Origin of the sequence: Methylobacterium sp. Leaf113 (assembly GCF_001423325.1) — a bacterium.
In the GTDB taxonomy this organism is placed as follows: domain Bacteria; phylum Pseudomonadota; class Alphaproteobacteria; order Rhizobiales; family Beijerinckiaceae; genus Methylobacterium.
In genome coordinates this window covers 103,906-123,942 of the sequence record NZ_LMNJ01000008.1, presented here as the reverse complement: position 1 = coordinate 123,942, position 20,037 = coordinate 103,906, and the positions used below count along the sequence as shown (strand labels likewise).

At 68.0% G+C, this 20,037-nt stretch carries 22 protein-coding genes; 11 read left to right on the top strand and 11 right to left on the bottom strand.

All coding sequences use genetic code 11. The features are described from left to right. The 3 genes from ASF60_RS07810 to ASF60_RS07800 form a co-directional block, all read right to left on the bottom strand. On the bottom strand, positions 1-203 hold a 203-nt coding region (locus tag ASF60_RS07810), incomplete at its 3' end, for a GTP-binding protein (RefSeq protein ID WP_056182967.1). 144 nt (positions 204-347) lie between these two features. After that, a complete protein-coding gene (locus ASF60_RS07805) occupies positions 348-809 on the bottom strand; it encodes a tellurite resistance TerB family protein (protein ID WP_056183013.1) in 462 nt (153 codons plus the stop codon). 119 nt (positions 810-928) lie between these two features. Continuing rightward, positions 929-1,372, bottom strand: coding sequence for a DMT family transporter (locus tag ASF60_RS07800; protein ID WP_056182964.1), 444 nt, complete (start codon positions 1,370-1,372; stop codon positions 929-931). Between the two features lie 206 nt (positions 1,373-1,578). On the opposite strand from ASF60_RS07800, the gene ASF60_RS07795 reads away from it, so the two are divergent. Beyond that, on the top strand, positions 1,579-2,199 hold the full coding sequence (locus ASF60_RS07795) for a biliverdin-producing heme oxygenase (RefSeq protein WP_056182961.1): 621 nt from the start codon (positions 1,579-1,581) through the stop codon (positions 2,197-2,199). 64 nt (positions 2,200-2,263) lie between these two features. Here ASF60_RS07795 and ASF60_RS07790 read toward each other — a convergent pair whose 3' ends face one another. The 7 genes from ASF60_RS07790 to ASF60_RS07760 form a co-directional block, all read right to left on the bottom strand. Next, positions 2,264-4,825 (bottom strand): HWE histidine kinase domain-containing protein, encoded by a 2,562-nt coding sequence (locus ASF60_RS07790; RefSeq protein WP_056182959.1) that lies wholly within the window; start codon positions 4,823-4,825, stop codon positions 2,264-2,266. Between the two features lie 208 nt (positions 4,826-5,033). Beyond that, on the bottom strand, positions 5,034-5,315 hold the full coding sequence (locus ASF60_RS07785) for a hypothetical protein (protein WP_056182956.1): 282 nt from the start codon (positions 5,313-5,315) through the stop codon (positions 5,034-5,036). Between the two features lie 22 nt (positions 5,316-5,337). Further along, the gene (locus tag ASF60_RS07780) at positions 5,338-7,419 is read right to left on the bottom strand and encodes a hypothetical protein (RefSeq protein WP_056182952.1); all 2,082 of its coding nucleotides are present in this window, start codon (positions 7,417-7,419) and stop codon (positions 5,338-5,340) included. 65 nt (positions 7,420-7,484) lie between these two features. Then, entirely contained in the window at positions 7,485-9,308 is a 1,824-nt protein-coding gene (locus ASF60_RS07775) for an ABC-F family ATP-binding cassette domain-containing protein (protein ID WP_056182949.1), read from the bottom strand. Positions 9,309-9,364: 56 nt separating this feature from the next. Next, a complete protein-coding gene (locus ASF60_RS07770) occupies positions 9,365-9,559 on the bottom strand; it encodes a hypothetical protein (protein WP_443136743.1) in 195 nt (64 codons plus the stop codon). Between the two features lie 134 nt (positions 9,560-9,693). Continuing rightward, positions 9,694-10,008 carry a polyhydroxyalkanoic acid system family protein gene (locus ASF60_RS07765; protein ID WP_055951202.1) on the bottom strand — a complete coding sequence of 105 codons (315 nt, stop codon included), beginning with the start codon at positions 10,006-10,008 and terminating at the stop codon, positions 9,694-9,696. Positions 10,009-10,133: 125 nt separating this feature from the next. Then, positions 10,134-10,484, bottom strand: a complete 351-nt coding sequence (locus tag ASF60_RS07760; RefSeq protein WP_443136742.1) for a septal ring lytic transglycosylase RlpA family protein — start codon at positions 10,482-10,484, stop codon at positions 10,134-10,136. A gap of 608 nt (positions 10,485-11,092) precedes the next feature. Here ASF60_RS07760 and ASF60_RS07755 point away from each other — a divergent pair. Further along, positions 11,093-12,286, top strand: coding sequence for a site-specific DNA-methyltransferase (locus tag ASF60_RS07755; protein ID WP_274533549.1), 1,194 nt, complete (start codon positions 11,093-11,095; stop codon positions 12,284-12,286). A gap of 70 nt (positions 12,287-12,356) precedes the next feature. On the opposite strand, the gene mutY is transcribed toward ASF60_RS07755, so the two are convergent. Next, on the bottom strand, positions 12,357-13,703 hold the full coding sequence (gene mutY, locus ASF60_RS07750; protein ID WP_056183007.1) for an A/G-specific adenine glycosylase: 1,347 nt from the start codon (positions 13,701-13,703) through the stop codon (positions 12,357-12,359). Between the two features lie 191 nt (positions 13,704-13,894). Here mutY and ASF60_RS07745 point away from each other — a divergent pair, with 191 nt between their 5' ends. From ASF60_RS07745 to ASF60_RS07705, 9 genes are all read left to right on the top strand, one after another. Beyond that, the gene (locus ASF60_RS07745) at positions 13,895-14,380 is read left to right on the top strand and encodes a DUF721 domain-containing protein (protein ID WP_056182940.1); all 486 of its coding nucleotides are present in this window, start codon (positions 13,895-13,897) and stop codon (positions 14,378-14,380) included. Positions 14,381-14,518: 138 nt separating this feature from the next. Then, complete coding sequence (locus tag ASF60_RS07740; protein WP_056182939.1) at positions 14,519-15,172, top strand: thioredoxin domain-containing protein; 654 nt, start codon at positions 14,519-14,521, stop codon at positions 15,170-15,172. 193 nt (positions 15,173-15,365) lie between these two features. Beyond that, positions 15,366-15,740 (top strand): AtpZ/AtpI family protein, encoded by a 375-nt coding sequence (locus ASF60_RS07735; protein ID WP_056182936.1) that lies wholly within the window; start codon positions 15,366-15,368, stop codon positions 15,738-15,740. 121 nt (positions 15,741-15,861) lie between these two features. After that, entirely contained in the window at positions 15,862-16,617 is a 756-nt protein-coding gene (locus ASF60_RS07730; protein ID WP_056182933.1) for a F0F1 ATP synthase subunit A, read from the top strand. 93 nt (positions 16,618-16,710) lie between these two features. Continuing rightward, positions 16,711-16,938: a F0F1 ATP synthase subunit C gene (locus tag ASF60_RS07725; RefSeq protein ID WP_018044493.1), complete on the top strand. Its 228-nt coding sequence runs from the start codon at positions 16,711-16,713 to the stop codon at positions 16,936-16,938. Positions 16,939-17,029: 91 nt separating this feature from the next. After that, positions 17,030-17,593, top strand: coding sequence for a F0F1 ATP synthase subunit B family protein (locus tag ASF60_RS07720; RefSeq protein WP_056182929.1), 564 nt, complete (start codon positions 17,030-17,032; stop codon positions 17,591-17,593). A 95-nt stretch (positions 17,594-17,688) separates the two neighbouring features. Continuing rightward, the gene (locus ASF60_RS07715) at positions 17,689-18,174 is read left to right on the top strand and encodes a F0F1 ATP synthase subunit B family protein (protein WP_200940927.1); all 486 of its coding nucleotides are present in this window, start codon (positions 17,689-17,691) and stop codon (positions 18,172-18,174) included. A 173-nt stretch (positions 18,175-18,347) separates the two neighbouring features. Next, positions 18,348-19,274, top strand: coding sequence for an ABC transporter ATP-binding protein (locus ASF60_RS07710; RefSeq protein WP_056182923.1), 927 nt, complete (start codon positions 18,348-18,350; stop codon positions 19,272-19,274). Further along, on the top strand, positions 19,271-20,032 hold the full coding sequence (locus tag ASF60_RS07705) for an ABC transporter permease (RefSeq protein ID WP_056182918.1): 762 nt from the start codon (positions 19,271-19,273) through the stop codon (positions 20,030-20,032). The genes ASF60_RS07710 and ASF60_RS07705 overlap by 4 nt, the downstream gene beginning before the upstream one ends. The last annotated feature ends 5 nt before the right edge of the window (positions 20,033-20,037 follow it).

The window sequence follows — 20,037 nt, the reverse complement described above, 5'->3', positions numbered from 1 at the left end:
ACGTGCGCCGTCGAGATCGTGATCCCGCGCGCCTTCTCCTCGGGAGCCTTGTCGATCTGGTCGTAGGCCGTGAACGTCGCACCGCCCGACTCCGCCAGAACCTTSGTGATCGCCGCCGTCAGAGACGTCTTGCCGTGATCAACGTGACCGATCGTGCCGATGTTGCAGTGCGGCTTCGTACGCGCGAATTTCTCTTTGGCCATCGTCTCTTTCCTGCGGCAAGCTCACACGAGCGGTCGCCCGGGCTGTCGCTCGACGCGATGTCGAGCCGGGCGAAAGACGGTGGCTCGCTTAGAGGCTTGCCGTCCTTTGATCAAGGGCTTTGCCAAATTCGGGCCGGCCGCGCTCTACGGAACCGGGCGCCGTACCGGCGATGCGGCGAGGAGCGCGGCCTTGTCGAGGCCGAGTGCCGCGGCGATCTCGTCCAGGGCCCGCGCCTCCACGTCGACGATTCCATCAAGGTCGGCCACATCCGCGGCGATGAGGAAGGTCGCCTCGCGGTCCTCCTGCCCCCGGCCCTCGATGGCGGCGACGAGGCGCAGGTTTTCGGCCCGGCCGGCCCGCGTCCTGGCCCGGGCGATCCCGTCATAAAGTTCGCTTTCCAGCATCAGCCGGTCGTAGCCCTTCTCGAGGATCGGGTTGGCCTGCATGCCCGCCAACGCCATGTCGAACTCCTCGCTCGCGACTTCCCCGTCGGCCACGATCACGTTGGCGGCGGCCGAGACCATGGCCTGCATCAACGCCTTGTCACCCGCATAGGCCGTCACGGTCTGGCTGAACCGGCTGACGAGATCCTGGAAAATGGTCATGGCAGCCTTGGCAGCGGTCGGGTCGGTGAGAATGGGGGCGTCGACGTAGCGGAGAGGCTTTGCCGGTCCGGCGCCGGATGACAAGCGGGGCGAACGATTTCGGGTCCTGTGCGACGGGGTCAAAACATCGCCACCAGGGCGATCCCGGCGATCATCAGCAGGCCTCCGAGGAGGCGCCAGACGGTCACGCCGTGCTGCTCGAACCCGATCCAGCCGAAATGATCGAGGAGCATCGACGTCACGACTCCGGCCGTCACCAGGAGACCGAAATAGGGCGCGGCCCCGATGGTCTGGGCTACGAAGAGCTGGGACAGGATGAGGAGCGCCCCCAGGGTGCCGCCGAGCCAGGCCCAGGGCGGCACGGACCGGATCTCGTCGACGGTCGGCAGGGCGAAGCGGCCAAGCATCAGGCCGACAACCAGCAGGGTCCCGGCGCCGACCAGCGAAACAACGATGGCCGCCGCGAAGGGCTGCCCCAGGGATTTCGACAGGGTCGCGTTGGTTCCCGACTGGACCGCGTTGGCGATGCCGGCCACGAGGGCGAAGCCATAGAGGAGCCACATGGGGAATCCTGGAGAATCCTGGGCGGGAAAATGGGCGGGAAAATGGGCGAGGAAACGGACGATGAAGTGCGTGGTGAACGGGCGTGGATGTCACCGTGATCCTGTGATCGATCCTTGGCGGCGGCGTCGGATCGTCTAAGACCGTCGGGACCATCCGGCGCAGCGGGCCCGATGGCGAAGAATCGGGCTACCTGGGGGATCTGGGCATGGACGAGGGACAGGTGCCGTTCGCGGTGCATGCGATGCCGGAGCCGGGGGAGCGCCGTGTGGCCGAGCCACGCGATCTCCGCTTCGTGCTTCGTGACGCGACGGACGCGGCCCATCGTCGCCTCGATGCGGGGTTTGCCGCTCACGACCTGACGCGCCGTGCGGATTACGTCGCCTTCCTGTCGGCGATGTCCGGTCCCTTCTGGCAGATCGAGGGATGGCTCGACGGGATCGAGGCCGCGTTCCTGCCGACCGACTGGCCCGTGCGCCGCCGCTTTCGCGAGCTTCGTGCCGACCTGGAAGGTCTGGGGCTTGCATTCGATCCCGCCGCAGGCGCCGAATCCGGAGCCGAGAGGCCGTCTGAGGCCGAGGCGCCGGGTCTGCTCTACGTTCTGGAGGGATCGCGCCTCGGCGGTCAGGTCCTGCTGCGACAAGTCGTGACCAGCATCGATCCGCAGGTTCGGGCGAATGCCCGCTTCCTGAGCCATGGCGAGGGCCAGCGCCTGTGGCCGAGCTTCGCCGCCTGGTTGGGAGCCCGCCCCGCGGAAGGGCACGAGGCCGCTATTCGGGGCGCGCATCGCGCCTTCGCGCTGTTCGCAGCGGCGCAATCTACGGGATAGACCATCGCTCTGCCGGCTCTGCGCCGCGGCGGCCGACGCATCGGCGATGCTGGGCCGCAAGATGTCACTGCCTTCCGGGAAGAGACGCCAGGGCCCGGCGCAGGGTGTCGGCCGTATAGGGCTTCTTGATCATCATCACGGCGCCGAGTTCGGGCGGGATGCGGAAGCTCTCGCCGTAGCCCGTGGCGAAGACGAACGGAATTCCGGAGGCCAGCAGGCGACGCGCGACCGGTAGGCTCGTCTCCGATCCGAGATTGACGTCCAGAAGCGCAAAGCTGGGGCGCGCCGCCTCGATCTGCCGCAGAGCCTCGTGGACGGAGCCTGCCATGTCGACGGCCGATGCCCCGAGAGAGGCCAGGATCTCCTCAGCCTCGAGGGCGATGATCATGTTGTCCTCGACCACCAGAACCGTGCCCGACAGGGTGATGGGATCGAGGTCCAGCATGGATTCGCGACCCGGCGCCGCCTGGGGCTGTGCAATCGGGGCCGGGCGCACATAGCGCGCCGGCACTGCGAAGCGCCCGCGCAGACCGGTCAACGCGTAGCTGATCTCCGCCTCGCCCTTCAGCTCGTACGGGATCGAGCGCTCGATCAGCGTCGTGCCGAAGCCGCGTCGGCTCGGCGGTTTCACCGGCGGGCCGCCGCTCTCGCACCAATGGATGACGAGGCAGTCCGACGGATCGCGCTCCCACGTCACGTCCACCTGCCCGGCGGCCTCCGACAGGGCGCCGTACTTCGCCGAATTGGTCATCAGTTCGTGGATGACCAGAGCGAGGGTGGAGAACGCCTGAGGTTCGAGGAGGACGTCGGTTCCCTCCAGGCGAACCCGGACCGCCTGCTGGTTGAGGTAGGCTTCGGCCTCGAGGGTGATCAGGTCGCGCAGCGAGCCCGGTCCCCAGTTCGTGGTGGTGATCTGGTCGTGTGCACGCGCGAGAGCCTGGATGCGCTCCCCGATCACGCTGGAAAACTCCTCGACGCTGGTCGCCCGCGATCGGCTCTGGGCGACGATGCCGCGGATGAGGTTCAGGATGTTGCGGACCCGATGGTTAAGTTCCGCGATCAGCAGCTCCTGGCGCTCTTGCGCGGTCTTGCGCTCCTTCTCGGCCGAATCGGTGAGCCGCAGGATGACTTCGAGCAGCGTGATCCGCAGCGCCTCGGCGATGCGCAGGTCCGCCGCGCTCCAGGGCGCGGACTGGCCGCGCACGACTTCGGTCCAGGCCTCGAAGCTCTTGCGGGGGGTGAGACGCAGGCCGTTCGGGCCGAGCGATGCGGGCTTTTCCGGATTGCCGGCCCAGGTCACCGTCCGGGCGATCTCGGTCCGGAAGAACACCAGGAAGTCGCGCGGCGCTCGCGAGATCGGAATCGCCAGGAGACCGGCCGCCCGTTCGGTGTAGTCGGCAGCCGGCGGATGGACCGCACCGATTTCTTGCGTCGCGAAGGCCCGGCTGGTGGCGGTCCGGTTGAGGAAGCGGACCAGGCCGGTGAATTCCTCCGCCGTCGGGGTCGCACCCCGCAGGGTGATCTGCCCGTTCACCCACACTCCGATGCCGTCGCAGGTGACGATGCCGGCAATGTCGTCGAGGAAGTCGGTGATATTCTCCAGGCTGGTGCCGCCGGAGGCGAGGGCGCCCATGAGGCGATCGTGCAGGGCACGGGAACTTCCCTCGTAAGCCGCCTCCGCCTCGCGCTCCCGACTCTCGAGAATCAGCGAGAACATCTGGCCGAACAGCTCGGCGCCGGTCCTGCGCTCCAGGGAGATGTGGCGCGGTTCGGTATGGTGGCAGGCGAACAGGCCCCAGAGCTTGCCGCCCCGCAGGATCGACACCGACAGGGAGGCCGCCACCCCCATGTTGCGCAGGTATTCGAGGTGGATCGGAGACACCGTCCGCAGCGTGCTCATCGACAAGTCGAGCGGGCGCCCGTGCGGGTCGCGCTGCGGCAGCACGGCGACCGGCTCGGCATCGACATCGGCGATGATGCGCAGCCAGTTGCGCTCGTAGAGGGCGCGCGCCTGCTTCGGGATGTCAGAGGCCGGGTAATGCAGTCCAAGATAGGGATCCAGGCTGGACCGCGCGGATTCGGCGATGACCACGCCCGAGCCATCGGGATCGAAGCGGTAGACCATCACCCGGTCGAAGCCGGTCAGCGCGCGCATCTGGCGCGCGGCCTCGCGGCAGAAGGGATCGAATCCGATGGTCTGCTGCAGCCGCCCGACCATGCTGCGGACGAGGTTGCCGGCGTTGAGATGCTCGCTGACGCTCGGCTCCATCTCCATGACGATGGCCCCATCGGAGAGGTGCAGGGCGATGTCGTAGGGTGTGCCGCCCGGTCGCAGGGGGGTGCCGAAGATCCGGTCGATGGCGTCGGGTCCGCGCAGGGCCTGCAGATGGCCGCGGATCAGGTGGATCGTCTCCCCGTCGATCAGGTCGGACAGGGGAAGTCCGAGGAGATCCGGCTCCAACAGACCGAGACGGACGGCCGCGTTCTCCGACGCGCGAACCACGATCCAGTCCGACGAGACGGCGATCAGGAAACCGAAGGGCTGAACCGCACCCAGGATGTGGATCGGCTCACGGTCGCAGGATGACAGATCCAGGGGCTGGGTTCGTTCTGCGTGATCCGTCATCAGGTCTGGTGTGCTGGGGGCCGCTGGTACCGGAGGGTGGCGCGCCCCGGGAACAACGACAGAACACCGGGAAAGTCCCGTCGATTGTCGGGGACCGGACGCAAATCCTTCGCAAATGTGACGGTCAGGCAACGCTTGCACCGAAAAGAGCAACGCATGTCCCGAAGCGAAAAGGGTTCGTCCAGCGGGAAAGACCGGGTGCGGCCGGTCATGGCCGTTCGCCGCTGCCGTGGAGAACGGCCGCGACCAAAGTCGTGCCGATCAGGTAGGCCGCAAGCGCAAGCGCCGCGCTCTCGACCCAGAAGCCGGCACGGCCCGGAACCAGGCCGAAGACCGCGATGCCGGCGGCGGCTGCGACGACCGCGACCAGAACCACCGCGATCCCGCGGGCCATCGGCGTTCGGGGAAGTCCCGTCAGCCAACCGACGGCGGCTCCGAGAAGGGCGCTGGCGACCAGCACGGGCCACAGCAACGTCATCAGAAGGGGCACGGATTCTGCCTCGCGTCGCGCGTCATGACCGGTTCGCGATTCCCACGCCCTCGGCGGCGGGCCGTACTGTCCCGCCCGCTGCGATCGCCACCTGGTCCGGTCGCAAGCCGGCCTGAAGCAGGTAGTCGACGATCGCCAGGGCCCGCTGCTGGGCGAGGTCCGGCCCCGGTTCCGCCGTTGCTGCCGGCTTCGCGTCGGTCTGACCCGGCGCGCGTTTGGCCGAGTCGGTTTTCGGCGCGGTCTTTGGTGCCGTCTTCGGGGCGGTCTTGGCGAGGGACTTGTCCTTCGAGTCCTGCTTGTCCGAGCCCTTGTCACCCGGCCTCTTGACGGTCTCCAGCTTTTCCAAACGCGTGGCTTCCAGGGACGCGGTGCTTTCCACCGCCGATTCGACAGTGGGCTTGTCGACTGCAGTCTTGTCGAGGGTGGAATTGGCGACAGCAGTCTTGGCCGATGCCGCGGGGTCGCTCGGATCGCCATGGCCGGTGATGAGGAGCCGTAGGGTCGGGCAAGTCTTCGCCAACGCGGCGATCGCATCGAGACGTGGATAGAAGGCCGGTTTCAGCGTGGCGCTTCCCGGCGAGAACACAGGGCCCGGGCCGGCCGCGCCGGCGTCGAACGCGGTCACGCAGGCCTCGGGCGTCCGGACCGCTGTCGTCCCGGGGGTGGTCAGCGTGGTCTCGGCAATCCAGCCCTGTGGCATCGCCGCCGACAGATCGACCGCGATGCGCCGGGCACCCTGCGGGTAAAGGCTCTCGCCCGTCAGGGTCACGGAGCGGTCGGCGATGCGGGCCTCGCCCGTGGCCAGGAGCGTGAAGGAGCCCGCGGTGACCTGAAGCGCGCGGGCGAGTTCGGCCGGCGCCCCCTGCCCCAGGCGGGTCCTGTCGATCAGGCGTTCGCGAAACAGCCGCGCCCGCAAGGTGCCGAGCAGCGCCTCCCGGGTTGCGGTATCCGGAAGGTGCCCGGTCAGGGTGACGCTGTCTCCATCGCGCCGCATCGCTACCCGATAGGGCGAGAGCGGACGTGTGGTCAGGGCCACGTCGCCGCGCGCGAGGCCGGCGGGCAATCCGGTGCGCAGCAGGGTGTCGATGTCGGGGATCGCCTGTGCGTCCAGGGCGACTCCGCTGAGCGAGACGCGCGCCTCGGCCACGGTGACGCTGCCCTCCTGCATCAGGCCAGCGAGCTGCAGCGCCACGCGTGCCATCGCGGCCGCATCGATCTCCGGCGGGAGTCCGCGGGCGCTGCGCATCCGATCCGTGACTTGGCCGTTCTCCGCTGCGGCCGCCGCTTCGCCGCGAATCTCGGCGCGCACCGCGTCCGACACCACGTAGCCGGACAGGTCCAGTCCGCCTTCGGCGGTGCGCGTCACGACGAAGCGGAAGTTGGGAATCATAGCCGGGAGAATCGCGATCCGGCCGAGGCTGTAGCCCGTCGGCAGGTCGGTGAGGGCTGCTCTCAGGGCCTCGTCGTCCGACACCGACGCCGCCACTCCGAGGATGGAAAGCCGCGTGTCCTCCAGCATGATCCGGCTGCCGGGCGTGAGGGCACGCAGGCGGGCCAGGGCGTAGGTGGCGGCGGCGGTGAAGTCCGGCGGGCCCCCGAGGGCGGCATGGGCCTGGTCTCGCAGGGGTGTTCCCGGCTCCAGCGCCGGGGCGAGTTGCTCGGCCAAGGCTCCAACCCCGATCTCGGCCGGGCGCGATCCCGTCAGGTCGACCCCGTCCCGGCTTCGCGTCGCGATCCAGACGAAGGGCGAGGCCAGCGCCACCAATCCGACCGGCCCGACCAGACGCCGAACGCCGGGGAGGGCGGCGAGGCGCCGATGCGCGGTGTCGCGGGTCGCGGCATCGGGCGCCTCACCGTTGAGGATGAGGTCGCGCCCGGCGACCGCGACGCGCAACCACGGCTCCGCACCGGGTTCGGCCGTCGCCCGCGCGATCGCATCGGCCTCCGCGCCGAGGCGATCCTCGACGCGCGGCGTGATCCAGGCGGCGGAGACGCCCAGGATCGCTGCGAGCCCGGGCAGACCGACGGCCCAGCCGAGGCGACGGCATCGGTCGCGAAATGGAGAGGCGGCGGACACGTCGGACCCCGGTGGCAGGTGGCGCATGGAAGCGGGCGCACGTCGATGGTATTCCACAGGCGCATCGCGGCATCATGAAGGCCGATGGCCGCTCATGCGTCGCGCAGCATCTCCAGTTCGAGCCATCGGTCCTCGGCTTTCGCGAGTTCGGTCTCGGCGACCCTGAGGAGATCCGAAGCCTTCGCGAAGCGTGCCGGGTCGCGGGCATAGAGGCCCGAATCGGCCAGAACCTCGCGCAGCTTGCCGATATCCGCCTCGAGCTTCTTCATCCGGTCCGGCAGGGTCTTCAACTCGTGCTGGTCCTTGAAGCCGAGCTTCGACTTGCCGGCCGACGTCCCAATCTCCGGGGTCTTCGCACGGTCTCGCGCATCCCCGCGCGACTCAGCCTTTCCGGCGCGCTGCGCGACGGCGCGGGCCTGCACGCCCTCCCCGCGCTGGGCGATCATGTCGGTGTAGCCGCCGGCATATTCGACCCAGGCCCCCTCCCCCTCGCTGACGAGAACGCTCCCGACGACGCGGTCGAGAAAGTCTCGGTCGTGGCTCACCAGGATCAGCGTGCCGGAATAATCCGCCAGCATCTCCTGCAGGAGGTCAAGGGTCTCCAGGTCGAGGTCGTTGGTGGGCTCGTCGAGGACGAGGAGGTTGGCGGGCTGGGCGAGCGCGCGGGCGATGAGCAGGCGGTTGCGCTCGCCGCCCGAAAGCACGCTCACCGGAGTGCGTGCCTGCTCCGGGGCGAACAGGAAGTCCTTGAGGTAGCCGATGACGTGGCGGCTGACGCCGCCGACGATCACCGAATCGCCGCTACCGCCGGTCAGGACCTCGGTGACCGTCATGCTTGGCTCCAGCACGGCGCGAGCCTGGTCGAGGAGCATCATCTTGAGGTTGGTGCCGAGCGCCACCGTGCCCGAATCCGGCGGTACCTGCCCGGTGAGCAGGTTGATCAGGGTGGTCTTTCCGGCCCCGTTGGCGCCCACGATGCCGAGGCGGTCGCCGCGCATCACCCGCAGCGACAGATCGTCGACGATCCGGCGTTCTCCGTAGGCCTTGGCCGCGTGCTTGGCCTCGATCACCAGGGCACCGGAGCTCTCGGCCTCGGTCGAGGTCATGGTGGCGGTGCCCACGGGGCGCCGGTCGTCGCGACGCTCCTTGCGCAGCGCATGCAGGTTGCCGAGCCGGCGCACGTTGCGCTTGCGCCGCGCGGTGACGCCGTAGCGCAGCCAGTGCTCCTCGTCGGCGATCTTGCGCTCGAGCTTGTGGCGGTCGCGCTCCTCCTCCTCGAAGAAGGCGTCGCGCCAGGCCTCGAAGGTGGAGAAGCCCTGCTCGATACGCCGGGTCACACCGCGGTCGAGCCAGATCGTGGTCTTCGACAGGGCTGAGAGGAACCGCCGGTCGTGGCTGATCAGCACCAGGGCGCCACGCACGCTCTTGAGTTCGGATTCGAGCCACTCGATGGCCGGCAGGTCGAGGTGGTTGGTGGGCTCGTCGAGGAGCAGGATGTCGGGCTCGGGGGCCAGGGCCTGGGCCAGGGCGACGCGGCGTCCTTCGCCGCCCGACAGGCTGCGCGGGTTCTCCGCGCCGGTGAGGCCCAGGCTCTCCAGCAGGTAGCGGGCGCGATAGGCGTCGTCGTCGTGGTTGAGCCCGGATTCGACGAAATCGAGGGTCGTCTCGAAGCCCGAGAAGTCCGGCTCCTGAGCCAGGTACCGGATGGTGGTGCCTGGCTGAATGAAGCGTTTGCCCCTGTCGGGCTCGACGTGCCCGGCGGCGATCTTCATCAGGGTCGACTTGCCCGAGCCGTTACGCCCGACGAGGCAGGTGCGTTCGCCGGGCGAGATCGCGAGTTCGGCGCGCTCGATCAGCGGCGTTCCGCCGAAGGTGAGCGCGACGTCTTGGAGGGTGAGGAGCGGAGGAGCGGCCATGGGGCCGGCTTATGGCAGCGACAGCGCCTCCGAACAAACCCGCAATCCGGGCGGGCTCACATCGTCGGGTTGGCGGGACCGGTCGGCATCGGGTCCGGGGCGATGGCGGGGCCGATATCCGGATCGTTGACCGGGATCTCGGTGGGCGTCACGTCCGGGGCCTCGGTGGGCGTCGTACCCGGCACGTCGGTGCCGGGGGTGTCGGGGCCGGGCGCCGGTGTCCGGGGGGCCTCGTAAGGCGTCTCAGGCACCGGGGCTTCCGGGATCTGGCCGGGGTTCGACATCGCTTAGCGCCTCTCAGAGCCTCAGGAACGGACCGGTGGAACAGTCCGCCCCGGAGGGAGGTTCCGAGCGGCGGCGGCCCGCCTTCACTTCCCGCTCGCCGTCACTTCTTGGTCAGGAGCAGATTGCCCTCGCTGCCGAGCTTCTTCTGGATCTGCTGTGCGAACAGGGCCAGCAGCAGGGGCAGCCGGACCTCGACCCGCACGGTCTCGGGGCGGACATCCACCTGCCCGTCGACCTTCTGGCCCAGGGCCGCCATGGCGAAATCGAGCCGGTCGTTGGTCCAGGCCATCTTTTCGACGGCGACACCCGCCTTGGCGAACAGCCCGTCCGCCTGGGTGATGCCATCCGCGATGCGCCGGCGGGCCTCGGCCAGGCCGAGTTCATGAGGGATTTCGACGATCAGCGGCTTTGCCATGGGGTTCTGAGCTCTCGGTTCTGCCGGCGAGATGGGGCCGGCCGGTCCATCTCACAACGCCGACCGGCCCGATAAGCTCAGTTCCCCACGAGCTCAGGTCATCACGCGCTCAGTTCACCACGTGCTTAGTTCACCACGCTCAAGGCGACATAGGTCGTGCCGCCCATCCCGAGCGCACGGGCCGAGCCCCGAGCAAGATCGATGATTCGACCGCGCACGAAGGGGCCGCGATCGTTGATGCGTACCACCACGGAGCGGCCATTGCGCTTGTTCTCGACCCGGACTCGGGTGCCGAACGGCAGGCTGCGGTGGGCGGCCGTCATCCCGTTCGGATTGAAGCGCTCGCCGTTCGCCGTCCGGTGCCCGCTCGCATACCAGGACGCGGCGCCGCTCTGGGCGCTGGCTGGTTGAACGGCGGCGAGTGTCACGACGGTCCCGATGATGGCAGCGGCCCCACGAACAGGCTTGATAGTCATCCGCATTCCCTTTGTTGTTTCGGATGGCCGGCAAAATGAAGCGGAACGGGGCCAAAATGAGACCGGCGAAATGTGGCCTCAGGTGCCTTGTTTGAGGCTATAACGATTTCTTAATCTCCAGTTGTGTGCGGCGATATTGTCGAATAACCGCGCGGATTCGAATGATGCGGAGGCCTTGCTGTCGCATAGATCACGCCGGTGAAAATGGGCTGTAACGGGCCCTCCGGTACAACGTTGGGCTGCGACAGAACGAAACTACCGATGCGCTGAGCGAAACCCTGTCCTGCAGGCGATCGTAGCGGGCGGACGGAGAGAATTTTTCTCCCGATCGAGCGAGAGGTGAATCCGCCGGCCCGAGCGGGTCTTGAAACGGGCCGAGATCAGGTGTGGCGTCAAGCGAGCCGTTGCCTGAGGTTGACGTGCGATGACATGGGATCTGCAAAGCCGATATTTGCAGTGACCGCCGGAATAGCCTGCTTCTGCGCGGAACGACCAACCCGGCAAAAATTGCAGCCCCAAATCGAGACGTCTTGTCGGGATGCCGGCAACCCGGCCTTTACGTTAACGGGGCCAAGGTCTGCCGGTCAGTCGCGTAACCGGTGTTTGCCATGGCTTCCCTGCGTACCGCGGTCGCCGACACCGCCGCCCGGAAAAGTGTCTCGCGTGCCGGGCGGCTCGTGTCAGCGCCGCGGATGGGTCTCGTACCCCCCGCTCAGCGTCTTCCCCTCGACGAGATTCTCGTCGGCGATTGCATCGCGGCCATGAACGCCCTTCCGGCGTCCAGCGTCGACTGCGTCTTTGCCGACCCGCCCTACAATCTCCAGCTCGGAGAGGGCTCGCTGCTGCGTCCCGACCAAAGCCGCGTCGACGCCGTCGACGACGACTGGGACAAGTTCTCGACCTTCGCCGCCTACGATGCCTTCACCCATGCGTGGCTCGCCGCCGCGCGCCGGGTGATGAAGCCGAACGCCACCCTGTGGGTCATCGGCTCCTATCACAACATCTTCCGGGTCGGCGCCACGCTGCAGGACCTCGGCTTCTGGATCCTCAACGACATCGTCTGGCGCAAGGCCAACCCGATGCCGAACTTCCGAGGCAAGCGCTTCACCAATGCGCACGAGACCCTGATCTGGGCCTCCCGCTCGGCGGACTCGAAGCGCTATACCTTTCACTACGAGGCGCTGAAGGGCGGCAACGACGACGTCCAGATGCGCTCGGACTGGTTCATCCCGCTATGCACCGGCGACGAACGCCTGAAGGGCGCCGACGGTCAGAAGGTCCACCCGACCCAGAAGCCGGAGGCGCTGCTTGCCCGCACCCTCCTGTCGGCGACCAACCCCGGCGACGTGGTGCTCGATCCGTTCTTCGGCACCGGCACCACCGGCGCCGTCGCCAAGCGTCTCGGCCGCCGCTTCATCGGCATCGAGCGTGAGACGGCCTATGCGCAAGCCGCCCGTGCCCGCATCGATGCCGTCGAGCCGCTGTCGCAGGCGGCCCTTCTGGTGGCGCCGAGCAAGCGCGCCGAGCCGCGCGTGGCCTTCCTCAGCGTCATCGAGGCGGGGCACATCCGCCCCGGTGAAACCCTTACCGACGCGCGCGGCCGCCACAGCGCCATCGTACGCCCCGACGGAACCCTGATGGCCGGGCCGGCCACGGGCTCGATCCACAAGATCGGCGCCCTGGTGCAAGGCTTCCCCGCCTGCAACGGCTGGGATTTCTGGCACGCCACCCGCGACGGCAAGCCGGTCCTCATCGACGTGTTCCGGGCCAAGATGCGCATCGCCATGGGTTCGGCGGCCTGAGCCGCGCTCGCGTTTGTCAGGGATCGGTGGAAACCGGTTATCCCGACGAGACAAGCGAAAACGAAAAACTCTAACGCGTCCGGGGTCGTCCGCGCTTGCGCGGACCGACCGGGGGTGCCGCGTCGGCCGGTGCCTCGAACCCACCCATCTCGTCGTCGATGTCCCGCGGCGGCGCCGGTGCCGGGCGTGGGGTCGGCTTCGGCACGGGACGGAAGCGCGGCTGAGGCGGTATCGATTCCGGCTCGGGGTCGGCGAAGAGCGGTGTGTCCGGCACGCTCCGCATCGCCTTCGGCCGACCGGGCCTGGCGGCCTTCTCCGGCTCGGGCTTCGGGTCGAAGGCGTGCGCCAGCACCTTCTTCATCACGCCCGGCAAGGGCTCGTCGTCGAGGTCGCGGCGCGGCGTGAAGCGCATGCCGGCGGGCGCCGCCGTGCTGAGTGCGACCTTCGCGCAGAACACCGTCAGCTCCAGGGGGAAATGCGTGAAGCCGTGCCGCACCAGCCCCGGCAGGCGCTTCCAGCGGGCATCCAGCGGCGCGTCGAGGAGGGCCTGGGCCGGGTCGTAATCCGGCTCCCACGGGCTCATGGGCGGCTCGGCCATGGCTCCCAGCAGGCCCTCGGGGGGACGTGTGCGCAGCAGGATCGCCTCGTCGCCGCTGCGGATCGCCACGAAGGCTGCGCCCCGTCGCAGCGTGCCCTTCACCGCCTTCACCTTGCGGGGGAAGGTCTCCTGCAGGCCGAGGGTGCGGGCGCGGCACGGCGCCATCCAGGGGCAGAGGGCGCAAGCTGGACGCTTCGGCGTGCAGATGGTGGCACCGAGATCCATCACGGCCTGGGCAAAGTCGCCGGGGCGGTCCGACGGCACCAGAGCCTGCGTGACGATACGGATTTCGGGGCGGGCCGCGGGCAGCGTCGTCTCGATGGCGAAGAGCCGCGTCATCACCCGCTCGACATTCCCGTCCACCGCCGCTTCCGGCTGGTCGAAGGCGATCGCCGCCACGGCGCCCGCCGTATAGGCGCCGATGCCGGGAAGCTTGCGCAGGGCCGCCGCCGTATCGGGGAACCGGCCGGCGGCCGCTACCGCCTTGGCGCAGGCGTGCAGGTTGCGGGCGCGGGAATAATAGCCGAGCCCGGCCCAGGCCGACATCACGCTCTCTTCCGGCGCCTCCGCCAAGGCTTCCACTGTGGGAAACCGCCCCAGGAACTTCTGAAAATACGGCTTCACCGCCGCGATCGTGGTCTGCTGCAGCATCACCTCCGACAGCCAGACCCGGTAAGGGTCGGGTGTCTCACCCGGCAGCGCCCGCCACGGCAGGACCCGACGATGCCGGTCGTACCAGGTCAGAAGGTCCGCGGCCTCGGGGGCGAGAGGTGTTGTGTGGGACACGGGCACCGGCGCGTGGTGGGGATGCCCGTCCATAGCCGTCCGGCCGGACGCTTCAAAGCGCGCATTCGGCGAAGCGGCTTCGAGTGGTGCGGCTTCGAGCGATGCGCCTTCGAGCGAAGCCGCTCGGAGGAATGCGGCTTCGGCCTGCCGGAACCGCATGCTAACCATTGCACGCGATACCGGAGCCTCGGACCCGTCGCGAACCGACCCACGGAACCCTGCGCATGGCGCGTGTCAAACCCCTTGCCGAGTTGCTGGAGGGCTGCATCGGCCCGGCCTTCGCGGCGCAAGGGTTCGCCTCCACCGATATCCTGGCCGCCTGGCCCGAGATCGTCGGGGAGCGGCTGGCGCGCTACTGCCAGCCCTCCAAGCTCGAATGGCCGCGCCGGCGTCGGCGCGAGGAGGAGGGTCGTCCCGATCCCGGCACCCTCGTGGTCCGGGTGGAGGGCGTGTTCGCCCTCGAATTGCAGCATCTCGCGCCGGTGGTGATCCAGCGCATCAACGCGCATTACGGCTGGGCCTGCATCGGCAAGATCGTGATGCGCCAGGGCCGGGTGGACCGGATCGGCCGCCGGCCACCGCCCCCGGTGATCGACCCCGTTCGCCGCGGCGAAGTGGCGCTCGCCGTGCAGGTGATCGAGCACGATGCCCTGCGCGATGCGCTCGATCGCCTCGGGACCGCGATCATCGCGACCACCCACAAGCGCTAGTCGACGCATCCGGCTTCGCGCGCGTTGGCGCGTGCTCCTGCGCGCAAGTTGGCGCATGCTGCCTTGTCAGGACGCTTGCGGGATTCTACCGCATCGCTGACGAACAGATTTGGTCCGCGACCGGAGCCCGCCCCGAGCATGATCACCCGACGCGACGCCCTGAAAGCCACCGGCCTTGCCGTCGGCGCGGCGATCCTCCTGCCCCGGTTCACCCTCCCGGCCGTGGCCGAGGATGCAAACCTCTCGACCCTGATGGAGCCCGGCCCGCTCGGGGACGTCTGGCTCGGACCGAAGGACGCCAAGGTGACGATCATCGAATATGCCTCGATGACCTGCTCGCATTGCGCCGCCTTCCACAAGAACACCTGGCCGGCCCTGAAAGAGCGCTACATCGACACCGGCAAGGTGCGCTTCACGCTCCGGGAATTTCCCCTCGACCCTTTGGCGACGGCGGCCTTCATGCTGGCGCGCTGCGACGGGGATGCGAAATACTATCCCATCACGGACCTGCTGTTCGACCAGCAGGCGGGCTGGGCCTACGTCCAGAAGCCGCAATCGCCCGTCGATGCCCTGGAGCAGATGCTGCGTCAGGCGGGCTTCTCGAAGGAGAAGTTCGAGGCCTGCCTAAAGGATCAGAAGATCTACGGAGCCGTCAACGCGGTGAAGCAGAAGGGCATGGACACCTTCAAGGTCGATTCGACGCCGACCTTCTTCATCAATGGCGAGCGCTTCAAGGGCGAGATGACCATCGACGGGATGGAAAAGGTGATCAAGCCGCTCCTGGGCGCCTGATCGCCCACCGGCCCCCGGCTTTTGCGAACGCCCGGGGGCGGATCGGTAAAACACGAATTTCTCGTGTGTTGCCAGGATCTTACGCTGTGTCGAGGGTGCCTTGACACCCAAGGTAGGCGAAACTATGGTGCGCCCCGCCTGACGGAGGCGTTCCGACCGGTTCCCAACCCTCTCGCCAATGTGAGTTTTCGCCGTGAGCGGCAACGAAACAGGGGACGAAGGCGGGGACGGACGGAAGAAAGCACTGGACGCCGACCTCTCCCAGAGGCTCAAACGTCTTGAGACGCAGATTGAGCGGAAGCGGCCCAGTGCCCCTCCCGGTCATTCCACGCGTCCCGGTCCTGCGACCGGGCCTTCTCCTCTCGGCCAAGCGATGCGGCTCTCGACCGAGTTCATCGCGGGCGTCCTGGCCGGGGGCATTCTCGGGTGGATGTTCGATCATTTCCTCGGGACGAAACCCTGGGGGCTGATCGTCCTGCTGATGCTGGGCTTCGCGACCGGCGTCTACAACGTCATGCGTGCCGCGGGATCGCTCTCGAAGGCGCCGACGACGGAACGGGACCCTTGAGCGGTCCCGAGGGGGAACGCCGCACGTGCGGCCGGACCAGGGTTTTTCAGAATGCCGCTTCGGCGGCACCGGTGGTGGCGGGTCGTCTGGCTCGCCAAGATTCAGAAGGGCGGGAGCGGCAATGGCCGTAAAGATGGATCCGATCCACCAGTTCGAGCTCAAGCCGCTGGTCTCCTTCGGTCATATCGGTAACCAGGAGATCGCGTTCACGCAGTCCGCGCTCTACATGTTCGCCGCCGTCGGGATCATCGCGCTGATCACCGTGGTGGCCACATCCCGCCGCTCGGTGGTGCCGGGCCGCATGCAGTCGATGGCCGAGATCTTCTACGAGTTCATCGGCTCGACCCTGCGCCAATCCGCAGGCCACGGTTCCGAGCGGTTCATGCCGCTGATCTTCTCGCTCTTCATGTTCGTGCTCGTGCTGAACATGCTCGGCATGATCCCCTACGCCTTCGCGGTGACCAGCCACATCATCGTGACCTTCGCGCTGGCGCTGCTCGTGATCGGCACCGTCATCGTGTACGGCTTCATGGCCCACGGCACGAAATTCCTGAAGGTCTTCGTGCCCTCCGGCGTGCCCGGCTGGCTGCTGCCGATGATCGTCGCCATCGAGATCGTGTCGTTCATCTCGCGCCCGATCAGCCTCGCGGTTCGTCTCTTCGCCAACGTGCTCGCGGGCCACATCGCGCTGAAGATCTTCGCGGGCTTCGTCCCGGCCCTGCTCGCGGCCGGTGCCTGGGGTGCGATTTCGCCGCTGCCGCTGGCGCTCAGCGTCGCCGTCACGGCCCTTGAATTCCTCGTCGCCGGTCTGCAGGCCTACGTCTTCGCGACGCTCGCCTCGATCTATCTCAGCGACGCGCTGCATCCCGGCCACTAAGGCGCCGGGACGCCATCCCCTTCCGTCCCCGGTTCGCGATCGCGGCCGGATTTCTCTCCACGCAACGACGATACGGACACCAGGAGCAATTTGATGGATCCCTTAGCTGCCAAGTACATCGGTGCCGGCCTCGCCTGTCTCGGTATGGCGGGCGCCGCCATCGGCCTCGGCAACCTCTTCGGCCAGTTCTACGCCGGCGCGCTCCGCAACCCCTCGGCCGCCGACGGCCAGCGCGGCAACCTGCTCCTCGGCTTCGCGCTCACGGAAGCGCTCGGCATCTTCTCGCTGCTCGTCGCGCTGCTGCTCCTGTTCGCCGTCTAGTCGAAGCGAACCGATATCGGACCGGACGCGGCGTCCCCGAGGGGATGCGATACGCGTCCGGTCCTGACCAACTCATTTTCCGAAGGACGTCATGGCTCAGCCGGCGCACCCAACCGCAACACAGGATGGTTTCATGGCGACTCCGCCTGCAGAGCACGGCGGCGGCTTTCCGCCCTTCGAGAGCCATACCTTCGCATCGCAGCTGATCTGGCTCGCCCTGGCCTTCGGGCTGCTCTATTACCTGATGGACAAGATCGCCCTGCCGCGCATCCAGGCGATCCTGCATGATCGCGCGGTGCGCCTGTCGGGTGACCTCGACGAAGCCCAGCGCCTGAAGGCCGAGGCGGACACCGCCGGAGCCGCATACGAGAAATCCTTGAGCGACGCGCAGGCCAAGGCGCAGGCCATCGCCCTCGAGACCCGCACCGCCCTCACGCAGGAAGCCGAGACCAAGCGCAAGGCGCTCGAGGCCGAGCTCAATGCCCGCATCGCCGCCTCCGAGGCGACGCTGCGGACCCGGACCACCGAGGCCATGGGCAATGTCCGCGGAATCGCCGGCGAGACGGCTTCGGCCATCGTCGAGCGCCTCACCGGCCGCAGCCCCGACGAGGCCTCCCTCGCCAGGGCCCTCGACAGCGTCGCGTTCCCGCACTGAGGCGGACCGCCAAACCAAACCTCACCGGCCGAGCCTGAGGGTCCTCCGACCCGGGCTCACCCGCCGGACGCCACCACGTTGGGACGACGAGCATGTTGTTGGAAGCCGAGTTCTGGGTCGCAGTCGCCTTCGTGCTGTTCATGGCCCTGGTCTGGAAGGTCGGCGGCTTCAACCAGGTCACCAAGGGCCTCGACGGCCGCGCCAAGCGCGTGCGGCACGAACTCGACGAGGCTCGTCGGCTTCGTGAAGAGGCTGCCGGCGTGCTCGCCGATTACAAGAAGCGCCGCTCGGAGGCCGAGCGCGAGGCCGAGGCGATCGTGGCGTCCGCCCGCGAGGAGGCCCAGCGCATCGCCGAGGAGGGCCATGCCCGCCTGAACGACTTCATCGCCCGCCGGACGAAGTCGGCCGAGACCAAGATTGCCCAGGCTGAGGTTCAGGCTACCGCCCAGGTCCGTGCCGCCGCCGCCGACGCGGCCGTGAAGGTCTCCGAGGTGATCCTGCGCGAGCGCATGCAGGGCGAAGCCGCCGAAGGTCTGGTCCGCCAGAGCCTCGGCGAGGTCCGGAACCGCCTCCAGGCCTGAGGTCGCATCCCCGATGCAGGGTCTTTCCCGCACCGGGCATCGGCACACCGATCCTCTGCGACATCGCAGAAGCCGCCGCGAGGCGGCTTTTTCGTTTTCCGGGCGCCTGCCCGTCGGCGGCATGCTATAGCGCCGGCCCGATCGTGCCGGCGCCACGCCGCAGCGGAGTCCCGATGCAGCCGATCATCTCGATCCAGAACCTGTCGAAGGTTTACGCCTCCGGCCTGAAGGCCCTCGACGGCATCAGCCTCGACATCGCCGAGGGCGAGATCTTCGCGCTTCTCGGCCCCAACGGCGCCGGCAAGACCACGCTGATCAGCACCGTCTGCGGCATCGTCACCGCCAGCGAGGGGCGCATCCTGGCGGCTGGGCACGACATTGCCCGGGATTACCGCAAGGCGCGCCGCCTCATCGGCCTCGTGCCACAGGAACTCACCACCGACGCCTTCGAGACGGTGTGGGCCACCACGAGCTTCAGTCGCGGCCTCTACGGCCTCAAGCCCGATCCGGCCCATATCGAGCGGGTGCTGCGGGACCTCTCCCTGTGGGAGAAGCGCGACGCGCGGATCATGACCCTGTCCGGTGGGATGAAGCGGCGCGTTCTCATCGCCAAGGCGCTGAGCCACGAGCCGCGCATCCTCTTTCTCGACGAGCCGACGGCGGGCGTCGACGTGGAATTGCGGCGGGACATGTGGCGGCTCGTCCGGTCCCTGCGCGATACGGGCGTCACTATCATCCTCACCACGCATTACATCGACGAGGCCGAAGAGATGGCCGACCGCATCGGCGTGATCCGCAAGGGACAGATCATCCTGGTCGAGGAGAAGGCGGAGCTGATGCGCAAGCTCGGCAAGAAGCAGATGACCCTGAACCTGCAGGAACCGCTCACCGCGCTTCCCGACTCCCTGGTCCGCCACGATCTCACCCTCAAGCCGGGCGGCCAGGACCTCGTCTACACCTACGACACCAAGGGCGAGCGCACCGGCATCACGGCGTTGCTGGCGGACCTGGCCCAGGCCGGTATCCGGTTCCGCGATCTCCAGACCAGCCAGTCGTCGCTGGAGGAAATCTTCGTCGACCTCGTGAAGGAGCGCGCATGAACTGGTATGCGGTCCGTGCCATCTACGGCTTCGAGATGGCCCGCTTCTGGCGCACGGCGCTGCAGAGCATCGTCGCCCCGGTCATCGCCACCTCGCTCTACTTTGTGGTGTTCGGGGCGGCCATCGGCTCACGCGTCGCCTCGGTTGACGGCGTCGCCTACGGGGCGTTCATCGTGCCCGGGCTGATGATGCTGTCGCTGCTCACGCAGAGCATCGCCAACGCCTCCTTCGGCATCTACTTCCCGCGCTTCGCCGGCACGATCTACGAAATCCTGTCGGCGCCTGTGTCACCGCTGGAAATCGTCTTGGGATATGTCGGCGCAGCGGCCTCGAAGTCGATTCTGATCGGCCTCATCATTCTCGCCACCGCCACCCTGTTCGTGCCCCTGCGCATCGAGCATCCGTTCGTGATGGTGCTGTTCCTGCTCCTGACGGCGGTGACCTTCAGCCTGTTCGGCTTCCTGATCGGCCTCTGGGCCGACGGCTTCGAGAAGCTGCAGCTGGTGCCGCTCCTCATCGTCACCCCGCTGACCTTCCTGGGCGGCAGCTTCTACGCCATCGAGATGCTGCCGCCGTTCTGGCGGGCGGTGAGTCTCGCCAATCCAGTGGTCTACCTGATCAGCGGCTTCCGCTGGTCGTTCTTCGGCACCTCGGATGTCGGCGTCGGCGTCAGCTTCACCATGGCGCTGGTCTTCCTGGCCCTGTGCCTCGCGGGCGTGACCTGGATCTTCCGGACCGGCTATCGCCTCAAGAGCTGAGGTCC